An 11,107-nucleotide genomic window follows, 5' to 3' on the forward strand; every position below is an offset into this window, starting at 1 on the left:
GCCGCGCGGTGGAGCGCACCGAGGAAGCCGTCACCGGCTGGGTGAAGGAGACCTGGCCCCAGGTGGAAACACCGTGGCGGCGCTCGGGGCCTGGCGCTTCGAAGACGAAGCAGGCTTCTCGATGACGCCGCCCACCACCCGCACCTGGGCCCGGCGCGGACACACACCCGTCATCCGGGTGCGGGGCCGCTCCCAGCGCCGCTTCTCCATCGCCGCCCTGGCCTGCTTCAAGCAGGGCGAACGCTCACGCCTGATCTACCGACCCAAGCTGCACGTCGACCACAAGCGGGGCGGCAGACGCAGTTTCACCTGGACCGACTACCGCGACCTGCTGACCGCTGCTCATCAACAGCTCCGCGCGCCGATTGTGCTCGTATGGGACAACCTGAACGTCCACAAAGACGCCCGGCTGCAGGCTTTCATCGACAGCCAGGAGTGGATCACCTGCTACTTCCTGCCGGCCTATGCACCGGACTTCAACCCCGTCGAGGGCATCTGGTCACTGCTGCGACGCAGCAGCCAGGCCAACACCGCCTTCACCGACCCCGACCACCTGATGCGCACCCTTCGGCACGGCCTCCGACGGATCCAATACCGCAGCAACCTCGTCGATGGATGCCTCGCTGAAACCGGCCTCACCTTGACGACATCACGAGAACAAAGTCAGTAGAAGCCGGTGATCCAGGTGGCGATCTTGATGCGGGCCTCGGTGCGGGCGCGGAAGATGTGCCGGTGCATGAGTGAGGGCACCACCAGCTCGGCGTCGTGCCGAGCGCCCATCGCGTAGCCGAGCAGCCGACGGGAGAACGGATCGATCACCGTTGCCAGGTAGAGCTTGCCCTCGCCGGTGTCGATCTCGGTCATGTCGCCCGCCCAGACGAGGTCCGGTTCCTCGGCGGTGAAGTCCCGGCGGACGAAGTGCGGGGCGCCCGGCCGCCTGCCCGGCGTCGTCAGCGACCAGCGGCGCGTGATCTTCCGGCTGGCCAGCCCGAGCTCGGCCATCAGTTACCACGGTGTTCACCGACACCCGCCAGCCCCTGCGACCAGCTCGATGAAACACCTTCGGCGAGCCGTAGGTGCCCCCGGAGCCACGGAAATCTCCTCGATCTTTTCCGCCAGGTACTGGTGGCGCATCTCCCGCGCGGTGGGCGGGCCGAGCGGTCGTGCCACTTGTAGTACCACCACTGCGACACCCTCAGAGCCCGGCAGGCGAGCGCCATGCGGTATGCCCTCCTCGGCTTGCAGCGGCTGATCACCCCGACCGCCACGGCCGGGTCCGCCTCAGCTACTTCACCCACAAGGCCACGAATCGCTTGCACACTCGCGGATGCGCTTGTCCTTCTCCCTGGCCTCGGCCCGCAGCCGCTCCAGCTCAGCGCGCTCAATCTCCCGCAGCCGACCGCCGGGCGATGGCTCGGCCACCGGCCGGTCCGACGAAAGCGACCTGTTGCGCCGCGAGACCCAGCTGCGCAGCGTCCCGGGATGGATGCCCAGATCCTCGGCCACCTCCGGAATCGGCTTCCCGGTCTCCGTCACGATCCGTGCCGCCCCCTCACGGGACTCAGCGTCGTAAATGCGCTTCCTCGATGCCATGACCTCCAGAGCATCCTTTCGGACATCACGTGACTACGCCGAACCTCTCATTCCCGCCGGTCACCGGCCGGGGACCGGCTGAACGATGGGATTGCCATCCTCCTGCCCCCTCCACCGTGAGGTGGAGGGTGACGGCACGCTTGCCCTTATGAGTACCGGCAAAAGCCGGCCGGAAAATCTTCCGGCCCGGCTTACTACGTTCGTTGGCCGAAGAGCCGCCTGGCGCTGCGTGCGGCTGAGGAAACTTCTCGCGCTTTCCCGGACGGCACATGGTGGGGTCGGACTCGCCGGATCCTGGCCACAGTCCTCTGCCACGGCAAGATCGGCACCCACGGTCTGCTCGCCCGGCTTTTGGTGTCACCGGCAGCACGCTTACCCGGGCCGTCCGCGACGTGTGGCCCTTCCTGACTGACCACCGATCCCGCCCTCGACCGCCAGATTCCGCACCCCGGCGGACGTGGCCGCGCACCTCGACACACACGGTCCGCAGCCCGGGCTCGCTGGTGAGCAGCTTCCGGCGGGGAAAGGGGGTCTCAGGTGGGCGGCCGAGGCGGGATCCCGCTGCTGGCTGGGTCTTCCGGGGTGTCCGGCGCTGGTGGCTCTGTGGCGGCGTCAGTCACCCGGGTCCCCGGGTGGAGTTGCGCGCACAGCCAGGCGAGGCCGAGGGCGATAGCCATGCCGTAGAACACCCACTGGTTGGCCTCGGCGAAGTCCATCCGGATCGCGTCCATCGCGTTGCGCATGAGGTGGGCGACCGGGCCGTCCCCGGTGGGTGCCTTGTCGTCCGGATGGCCCGATACCTCCTCCGCAATCGCCCGGCTCGCCTCCCGGGCCGCGTCTTCTGGCACGCCACGGGACTGCAGGGTTTGGATGACGCGGTCGGTGGTGACGTGCGTCAGGATGGTGCTGAAGAGAGCCAGGCCAACTGCAGCTGCAAAGTTCCGCACGGTCTGTGTGATGCCGGTGACCTCGCCGTATGAGGCGTTGATCGCGCGGTTGGCCGCGTCCGTCGACGCCGGGCCGAGCAGGAAGCCGATGCCGGCGCCGGCAAGGGCCGCGTACGGCCACTGGTCGTGCATCGACAGGTCCGTCAACTTGCTGGCCCACAGGGCAAAACCGATGGCGCCAAGCGCCGTGCCCAGCTTGATGGCCGGGCGTGCACCCCTTTTGTCGAGGATGCGGCCGCCCCACTGTGAGGCGATGCCGAAGCCGATGAAGAAGTACAGCATGAACAGTGCGGCCTGGTCCGCGGAAGCGCTCAGCGACACCTGCGCGTACACCGACACGAAGAAGAACAGCGGGACGAAAGCCAGCATCGAGAAGAACAACACCAGGTTGTCGACGGCGAACGCCTTGTCCTTGAACACCCGGAGCTTGATGAGCGGTTCGTTCTGCGTCAGCTCATAGCGGCAGAACACCGCCAGCACCACCAGCCCGCCGATGATGCAGCCCCAGGTCGCCACGCTGCTCCAGCCCCAGCTGCCGGCCTGCTGTACGCCCAGGACGCACAGCCCCATCCCGATCGCCACCAGCACAGCGCCCGGGATGTCGAGCCTTTCGGGGCGGCGGGTGTTGGGGATGCGAGCCACGACGGTCAGAATCAGGGCGATGACGGCGACGGGGACGTTCACCCAGAAGATCGCCCGCCAGGTCCAGGACGTCAGCCAGCCGCCGAGCAGCGGTCCGAGGGCAGTCAGCGCGCCGGAGATACCGAAGAACAGCGCCAGTGCCCTGCCGCGCTTTTCGAGAGGGAAGACGACGATAACGATGGCCAGCGCGGCTGGGAACATGAGCGCCGCGCCGACACCCTGTGTAGCACGGAAGGCGGTCAACCAGGTCTGGGCGATGTCACCTGTGGGCACGGCTCCGCACAGCACGGACGAGATGACGAAGACTAGCGTGCCGATGACCATGACACGGCGGTGCCCCACGATGTCGGACAGCCGCCCGCCCAAGGCGAAGAACGCGGCAAGCGTCAACAGGTAGGAGTTGACCACCCACTGCATCCCAGATGCGGACAGGTCGAGTTCGTCGGTGATGCTGGGTGCCGCGATGGCGACGATCGTCTGGTCGATGAAGGTCATGGAGACCGCGAAGAGCATCGCGATCAGAGCAACCGTCTCGTTCGGCGCCCCCCGGTCTGCGGTTGGCGACCTTGCGGCTGGCCCGGAGCCCGACGAGGACCTGTCACTACCCATAATCCGAGTGTGAACCTGCGGGGTGAGGATCGCACATCAAATCGCACCCATAGCGACCCATGCCCGGACCGATGCTGCGGCCACGTGCTGGGCACCCGGGCATTTTCCACCACCCTTCCCAGCCGCGCCGAGCAGGCCAACGCCGGCCCGGTGGCTCACGGCCGGTACCGGGGACCCCTTCACCGTCCGGCTGGATCCGGCTCATCCCTGGCGCCGGCTCCTCCTCGTGCTGGGGACCGTCCACCACCGGCGCGCCATCGAGAGTGGCGTCGGCGACGAACGGTGTCACGACGGCTGGGTTCATGCTGCTGTACAGAGCTGCTCAAGTTGTAAAGCCATCGTGGCCCTGCCTTGGTAGAGGTCAGGGCCACGAGTGTGGATGGTATGCGGGTGATTCAGTTGTACACCTACGGGAGCCCCAGGGCCCCCGGGCGGGTTCAGTCGCTTGTCATGGTCGGCATGAGGGCGGCGGGGATGCTGAAGCCCTGTGGCTGAGCTGTGCCGGCCAGGGCCGCGGCTGGGGCTTGCCGTGGTGGTCGCCGCTCGTGCAGAGGGTGGCGGTGGAGGGCTCGTAGGTGGCGTCACCGGCGTAGGTGGCGGTGTAGCAGGTGTCCCTGTGCTGCTTGCCGGGGACGTTGCAGGTGGCCTTGCCGCGGCTGTCGGTGATGTCGGTGCACAGGGCGGTGGAGTCGGTGGTGAAGGTGATCTCCTTGCCTTCCAGGGGCGCACCCTCGGCGGTCAGCGTGGCAGTCAGCGTCAGACCGCGACCGCCCAGGTCACCCGGCTTCCCACGCCCCTTCCCCTTCTTCGCCGTCAACGTCAGGCTGGTCGGAATCCGCTCCCCGATGGTCCCGATGGCCACCCCGTGAGGGCCGGTGCCGACGCCGACGGTGGTAGTGACGGTGTTGGTGGCCGTGTCGATCACCGACACCGTGTTGCTGCTGAGGTTGGCGACGTAGACGCGGGAGCCGTCCGGGGTGACCGCCACGCCGAGGGGATTGTCGCCGACGGGGATGGTGGCGGTGACGGTGTTGGTCGCGGTGTCGATCAACGACACGTTGTCCGAGTTGCCGTTGGTGACGTAGACGCGGGAGCCGTCGGGGGTGACCGCCACACCGAAGGGGGTGATGCCGACGGGGATGGTGGCGATGACCGTGTTGTCAGAAGTCCTGATCACCGACACGGTGTTGTCGAACGCCCCGGCGTTGGTGACGTAGACGCGGGAGCTGTCGGGGGTGACCGCCACGCCGATGGGGTTGTCGCCGACGGGGATGGTGGCGATGACCGTGTTGTCGGAAGTCCTGATCACCGACACGTTGTCCGAGTTGAGGTTGGTGACGTAGACGCGGGAGCCGTCGGGGGTGACCGCTACAGCTTCGGGGAAGTCGCCGACGGGGATGGTGGCGATGACCGTGTTGTCGGAAGTCCTGATCACCGACACGTTGTCCGAGCCGGCGTTGGCGACGTAGACGCGGGAGCCGTCGGGGGTGACCGCCACACCTTCGGGGCGGATGCCGACGGCAACGGTGGCAGTGACGGCGTTGGTGGCCGTGTCGATCACCGACACAGTGTTCGAGGTGCGGTTGGTGACGTAGGCGAAGGATCCGGTCTGTGCGTCGGCAGGCGTGGCCATGGCGACCGGGCCGGCGACCGACACCTTGTCGCAAACGCCCACGATCACCGCGGCGGCTGACGACCGCCGGTGTGAAGCTAAACCCCCAAGCACCCCTCCCCCCCAAAGAACCCCCGAATAGCATACGGACGACTCCAATCCCCTACCTGGAAGACCTCAATACAGCGAACGCCCTGGTGCGCATCCGATAGCCGGCTGTGCCGCCTGCGGAAGCAAACGGTGTTTCTGGGGTTGTTGAGGGCAGAGGCGGGCGGCGGAGACCCGGCGTCGAAGGCGATCTCGAAGGCGTTCAGGGCGGCCTTCCAGCGCTGTGACCAGCGTTTGCGCCCCTGGCCGGTAGGGTCAAGGCTCGTGATGGCGATATAGACGCACTTGAGAGCGGCCTGCTCGTTCGGAAAGTGTCCGCGAGTCAGACGGCCTTGCGGATGCGGGCGTTCACGCTCTCAATGGCGTTCGTGGTGCAAACTACTCGCCTTATCTCGGTGTCGAACTGCAGGAAGGGCGCGAACTCGGCCCAGGCGTTCTCCCGCAGCTTCACGATCGCCGGATACTTGCTGCCCCAGGCGTCGCAGAACTCGGAACTGAGGCTGATCCTTTGGAGTGGACACCCTGACAATGGATCTTGATGGTCCAGGGAGGGATGTCCAGGTGGGACGCAAGTCTCCGTATCCGGAGGAGTTCAGGAAGATGCTGTCGCGCTCTATCGTGCCGCGGGCGGCAAGCGGCGTATGCGGCGGTGGCGGCGGACCTCGGTATCACCGCCGAGTCGCTGCGGACGTGGGTTTGCAAGGACGAGACTCAGGCGGCGCCTGAACACCGCGACGCTGGCAGGAGTGCGGCCGAGGAACTGGCCCGGCTGCGGGCCGAGAACGCCCGGCTGCGACATGCGGAGAGGGAGTGGCAGTTGGAGCGCGAGATTCTGCGTCGGGCAGCCGCCTATTTCGCTCGGGAGGTGAAGTGAGCCCCCGCCGCTGGGACTTCATCGCCGAGAACCGCGCCGACTTCGGCGTCAAGCGGGTCTGCCGGGTCCTGGGCGTCTCCCGTTCCGGCTACTACCGGCACCTGGCCACTGCCCAGGCCCGTGCCGAACACCAGGCCGACGAGAAGCGCACGACGGCTGAGACCGCGAGATTCACGCCGAGCACCGTGGCACCTATGGGGTCGGCGTGTCCATGCCGAGATGCGGGCGCGGGGATGGAAGATCAACCGCAAGCGGGTGACGCGTCTGATGCGGGTCAATCACATCGTCGGCCGGCACCTGCGGCGCAAGAAGCGCACGACCATCGCCGACAAAGCAGCTCCGCTTGCACCGGACCTGGTGATGCGGGACTTCACCGCGGAGACCCTGAACGTCAGATGGTGCGGTGACATCACTTACATAGTCGTCGGAGCCTCGTGGCTCTATCTCGCCACGGTGATCGACATCTGCTCGAGGCGGGTGGTGGGCTGGTCGATCGCCGACCATATGCGCACCCAGCTCGTCGTCACCGACGCGATCGAGATCCCGCGGCAGCCAGGTTCACGGGGTCGTTTTCTATACGGACAGGGGCGGGCAATTTGCCTCGGCCGCCTTTGCCGAGGTCTGCCGCCGGCACGGTATCCGCCGCAGCATGGGCCGCGTCGGCTCAAGCTACGACAATGCCCTCGCCGAGTCGTTCTTCCAGGGCCTCAAACGCGAGTTGCTCCACGGATGCCGCTGGACCTCGAAGGCGCAGACGCGGCTGGAGCTGTTCCGCTGGCTATCGTACTACAACCGGCGCCGCCGCCACTCCGCGCTCGGCTACCTCACACCAGCCGAGTTCGAACAACAACTGATCACGTCACATACGCTGTCACTCGTCGCATGAAACCCGGTGTCCACTCCCGGGGATCACAGTCCGCTACCTGGTCGCGGGCGGTATCACCTGGCGGGCAATGCCCGCGGACTTCCCTGCCTGGGACCGCGTCTACGCCTTCTCGCGCCGGTGGCGGCTCAAGGGCCTGCTCGCCGAACTGCATGACCGGCTGCGCGGGCAGGTCCGCGAGGAGGGTCGTGATCCGGAGCCGACCGCCGCGGTCGTGGACGCACAGTCACTGCGGGCGGCGGCCACGGTGCCGGCGTCCTCGCGCGGGTACGACGCCGGGAAGAAGGTCTCGGGGCGCAAGCGGCACATCGTGGTGGACTGCCTGGGCCTGCTGCTGGCCGTGATGGGCACCGCCGCGAACGTCCCCGACCGGGATGCCGCCGGGCCGCTGCTGGAGCGGCTGCGAACCCGGTTCCGGAAGATCGCGCTGGTGTGGGCCGACGGCGCCTACGCGGGCCGCCTGGTCTCCTGGGCGAAGGAGAAACTGCACCTGACCATCCAGGTCGTCAAACGCAGTGACGACGCCACCGGGTTCGTGGTGCTGCCCAGGCGGTGGTGCGTGGAGCGGACCTTCGCCTGGCTGATGCGCTCACGCCGGCTGGTGCGCGACTACGAGACGCTGCCGCAGGTCCACGAGGCGATGGTGCTCTGGTCGATGACGATGCTCATGAACCGGCGCCTGGCCCGCCGGCGAGCGTGAACCTGCCCGGGACGGGCTCGGCCAGCCACCCGCGGGCGGTCAGGCGCTGGGCCCGCGACCGCACCGCCCCCCTCGATCACCGAAGGGGTCGGCTCCAGCCCGAGAGCATCTGCCATCTGCTGACAGGTCATCGACCCGTCCGCGCTCCCGCGCCGGCCGGCGAGCACGGTGATGATGCGCTGGTACTCCACCGCCAGCACCCCCGCTTCCAGCCCGGGCTGCCAGACAGGCACCACAGAACCGGCACGAGCCGCCCCCTGCGGGGCCGGCTCAGCTGCGGACAACGATGAGGTCGCGACATCTGCGAACTGCTGAGTGCTCTTCTGGGTCTCGCTCGCAGACAGCACCTGGCCGACCCACTGCCGGGCGATCACCCAGCCCTCCCAGTCGGTCTCCGCCTCCGCCAGCTCGGCCAGGATCCGGTCCGCCTCCTCACGGAGGAACTCAACGCGCTCCCGCGCGGCCAGTTCCCGCTCCTCCAGCAACCCCACCACCGATGCCACCCGGCATCTCCACCAACGAGCTAACCCGATGGCCGAAGACTCCCTCAGCGAAGTGGATGTCACACCTGACCTGCGAAAACCCGTCGATCAAGTTTGGTAGAGCAACGCGTTCTTAAAGGCTGCGATGCGACGGTCGCAGTCGCGCATGGCTCGTCGGTATCGAGCGCTGGGTCGGATGAACATCACTCACCGCCCTGCGGGTAGCCAGGGGCGAGGCGGGCGCACGCGTCGTCGACGACGTCCAGGGCGTGGCGGTCCAAAGAGTCCAGCGGCAGGTGCTTGCGGAGGTGCTCGGATCGCTTCCGCTCGATCCGCTCATCTCGGTCCTGCCGTCGCTGCCAAGCGACGAGTGCGGTCACCTGTGTCTGCCCGTTGGTGGTGTTTGGGGTCGGTGTGGTGTCGGTCATGTCGACCTCCGTATGTGCGGAAGAGAAACAGGGAGAGCATGCGTCGCTGCCGAGCAGGGTCCTGCGACGCGAGGAACGCGGCTGCGAAGACGCCGAGGAGGGAGCAGCCAATCGAGGGCGAGCACTGGTCAGCTCTTTCGCGGCGTTCATCGCCGTCGACGGGCTCGTCCTCGCTGGGGGCCCCGCGCGAAGTTCGCCGCGGCTGTGTGTCACCGTCTTCGTGATTGTCCAGCCGCCGCGGACAGTGGTCGCGGGTACCGTCCGGCCTGGTACGGCACGCCAACGTGTGTCGGCATCATGAGCATCATGAGACGGCAGGTCAACACCGTTCCGGAATTCACATCACTGCCGCGTTACTGACTTCGGCTCGTTAGGGTGATCTTTCTCGAAGTCCCTGATCGACTCGGAGTGTTACCTGTATCCCGTGGTGTATGAGATATGGCGATGGGGGCGGGTTGACCGCTGCGGGGCGTCGGCGCCGGGAGTCAGTCCGGATACGGGCGGCCGAGTTGTTCGAGCAGGAGATCAAGCCGGCGGAGGTCGCACGGCGTCTACGAGTGAGCCCGAAGTCGGCCTACCACTGGCACCAACTGGGGCGGATGGTGGCGTGCAGGCGCTGGCTTCCCGTGGCCCGAGCGGATCCCGTTGCCGACTGTCCCCGCGCTGTCTGGAGAAACTGGCCGGGTATCTCGAGCAGGGTCCGGCCGTGCATGGCTGGGTGGAGGACCAGGTGTGGACCGCGACGAGGGTGGCCACGCTGATCGGCAGGAAGTTCCACGTCTCCTATAGCGTCTCGGGGGCGACGAGGCTGATGCACCGGCTCGGTTTCAGTCCGCAGGTCCCGGCACGGCGGGTCGCCGAGCGCGACGAGCAGGCCGTGACCGCATGGAAGGAGGCGACCTGGGCCGAGGTAAAAGAGCCCGGGCGGCCTGCGGGGGCTACATCTGCTTCGAAGACGAAGCAGGGTTCACCCGAAAGCCGCCCCGAGGACGAACCTGGGGCCGGCGCGGGCACACCCCGGTCGTGACCGTCAGCGGGCGCCGCTCGGGGCGCCTGTCGGTGGCCGGACTGATCGCGATGCGGCCCGGCTCGCGGACCCGACTGTGCCACCGACTGCGCAGCCACCGAGCGGGCAAAGGCGCGCGCCGCAGCATGGGCGAGCGGGACTTCATCGCACTCGTCGACGGCGTCCACCAGCTCGTCAAGGCCCCGATCGTGCTGGTCTGGGACCGTTTGAACACCCACGTCTCCCACGCCATGCGCGAGCTGATCGCCGAACGGGAATGGCTGACGGTGTTCCTGCTACCCGCCTACTCACCCGACCTCAACCCCGTCGAGGGGGTATGGGCACACGTCAAGCGCAGCCTGGCCAACCTCGCCGTCGTCGCTCTCGACCGGCTCGAAACCCTCGTCCGCAACCGGCTCAAACGCCTCCAGTACCGGCCCGACACCCTCGACGGCTTCATAGCCGGCACCGGCCTGACCCTCGACAACCCAACGTCACCCTGACAAGCCGAAGTCGGTAACGGTGGTTTGTTGACGTGGGAGATGGCCGGCAGTAGTACGGGGAGGGGGTGGGTGTGATGACTGCTCGTCATCCGTGTCCGCCGGCGCCGGGTCCGTTGGAGGACTACGCCGCCAGCTTCGATGATCTGTTCGTGTCGCTGGCCCAACGACGTGGGTTCCGCGAGTACCTGACCGGTCTCCTGGCGCCGCGGGAGCGGAACTAGACGCTGACCTGCCTGGCCGGGGCCGAGCCGGTCGCTGGGGCCCAGCATCCGGCGGTGCAGCGGCTGCAGTTCTTGCTGTCCGAGTCCCGCTGGGACCACGAGAAGATCAACGCCCGACGGCTGGAACGGCTGCTGGCCGATGAGCGGACCACGCCGAATGCCAACGGAGTGCTGGTCATCGACGACTCCGGAGACCGCAAGGATGGGACGGCGACTGCGCATGTGGGGCGGCAGTGGGTGGGCCGGTACGGCAAGACCGACAACGCCGTGGTCAACGTCACCACCCTGTGGGTGGACGAGCAGGTGTACTTCCCGCTGCATGCGGTGCCCTATACCCCAGCCCGGCACTTCGCCAAGGGCAGGGCGACCCGGCCTTTCGCACGAAGTGGCGGATCGCCACCGAACTAGTACTCCAGCCGGACTTCTGTATTTCTGCTGGTCAACGGCCTGGCGGTGGGGAGTGTAGCGGGGGTTTTGCATGGGTGGGACGGTCTTGGGC

At 67.4% G+C, this 11,107-nt stretch carries 7 protein-coding genes and 5 pseudogenes; 5 read left to right on the top strand and 7 right to left on the bottom strand.

Features of this window, described 5'->3' with window-relative positions:
- Positions 1-670: pseudogene (locus AC0699_RS38370) on the top strand (transposase); the annotation flags it as partial.
- Here the strand turns inward: AC0699_RS38370 and AC0699_RS38375 are convergent.
- The 5 genes and pseudogenes from AC0699_RS38375 to AC0699_RS38395 all read right to left on the bottom strand — a co-directional run.
- On the bottom strand, positions 664-1,002 hold the full coding sequence (locus AC0699_RS38375) for a DDE-type integrase/transposase/recombinase (protein WP_478670787.1): 339 nt from the start codon (positions 1,000-1,002) through the stop codon (positions 664-666). The pseudogene AC0699_RS38370 and the gene AC0699_RS38375 sit on opposite strands and share 7 nt — an antisense overlap.
- A 288-nt stretch (positions 1,003-1,290) precedes the next feature.
- Entirely contained in the window at positions 1,291-1,593 is a 303-nt protein-coding gene (locus AC0699_RS38380) for a transposase (RefSeq protein ID WP_478670791.1), read from the bottom strand.
- 533 nt (positions 1,594-2,126) lie between these two features.
- The gene (locus AC0699_RS38385) at positions 2,127-3,791 is read right to left on the bottom strand and encodes an MFS transporter (RefSeq protein WP_478670795.1); all 1,665 of its coding nucleotides are present in this window, start codon (positions 3,789-3,791) and stop codon (positions 2,127-2,129) included.
- 448 nt (positions 3,792-4,239) lie between these two features.
- Positions 4,240-5,472, bottom strand: coding sequence for a YVTN family beta-propeller repeat protein (locus AC0699_RS38390; protein WP_478670800.1), 1,233 nt, complete (start codon positions 5,470-5,472; stop codon positions 4,240-4,242).
- A 221-nt stretch (positions 5,473-5,693) separates the two neighbouring features.
- Positions 5,694-5,998: pseudogene (locus tag AC0699_RS38395) on the bottom strand (transposase); the annotation flags it as partial.
- A gap of 74 nt (positions 5,999-6,072) precedes the next feature.
- Here AC0699_RS38395 and AC0699_RS38400 point away from each other — a divergent pair.
- Together AC0699_RS38400 and AC0699_RS38405 are read left to right on the top strand one after the other, a co-directional pair.
- Positions 6,073-7,271: pseudogene (locus AC0699_RS38400) on the top strand (IS3 family transposase).
- 37 nt (positions 7,272-7,308) lie between these two features.
- Positions 7,309-7,968: an IS5 family transposase gene (locus AC0699_RS38405; RefSeq protein ID WP_478670815.1), complete on the top strand. Its 660-nt coding sequence runs from the start codon at positions 7,309-7,311 to the stop codon at positions 7,966-7,968.
- Here the strand turns inward: AC0699_RS38405 and AC0699_RS38410 are convergent.
- Both AC0699_RS38410 and AC0699_RS38415 read right to left on the bottom strand, forming a co-directional pair.
- Positions 7,878-8,471 (bottom strand): hypothetical protein, encoded by a 594-nt coding sequence (locus tag AC0699_RS38410; RefSeq protein ID WP_478670805.1) that lies wholly within the window; start codon positions 8,469-8,471, stop codon positions 7,878-7,880. The two genes, AC0699_RS38405 and AC0699_RS38410, sit on opposite strands and share 91 nt — an antisense overlap.
- A 182-nt stretch (positions 8,472-8,653) precedes the next feature.
- Complete coding sequence (locus tag AC0699_RS38415) at positions 8,654-8,878, bottom strand: hypothetical protein (RefSeq protein WP_478670810.1); 225 nt, start codon at positions 8,876-8,878, stop codon at positions 8,654-8,656.
- Between the two features lie 431 nt (positions 8,879-9,309).
- Between AC0699_RS38415 and AC0699_RS38420 the strand changes: the two are divergent.
- Together AC0699_RS38420 and AC0699_RS38425 are read left to right on the top strand one after the other, a co-directional pair.
- Positions 9,310-10,387 (top strand): annotated as a pseudogene (locus AC0699_RS38420) (IS630 family transposase).
- Positions 10,388-10,461: 74 nt separating this feature from the next.
- Positions 10,462-11,015, top strand: a pseudogene (locus tag AC0699_RS38425) (IS701 family transposase); the annotation flags it as partial.
- Between the last annotated feature and the right edge of the window lie 92 nt (positions 11,016-11,107).

The organism is Streptomyces sp. NPDC043870 (genome assembly GCF_056435785.1).

Coding starts and splice junctions, on each gene's coding strand:
- AC0699_RS38375 (WP_478670787.1), bottom strand. CDS start 1,002: ATGGCCGAGCTCGGGCTGGCCAGCCGGAAGATCACGCGCCGCTGGTCG.
- AC0699_RS38380 (WP_478670791.1), bottom strand. CDS start 1,593: ATGGCATCGAGGAAGCGCATTTACGACGCTGAGTCCCGTGAGGGGGCG.
- AC0699_RS38385 (WP_478670795.1), bottom strand. CDS start 3,791: ATGGGTAGTGACAGGTCCTCGTCGGGCTCCGGGCCAGCCGCAAGGTCG.
- AC0699_RS38415 (WP_478670810.1), bottom strand. CDS start 8,878: ATGACCGACACCACACCGACCCCAAACACCACCAACGGGCAGACACAG.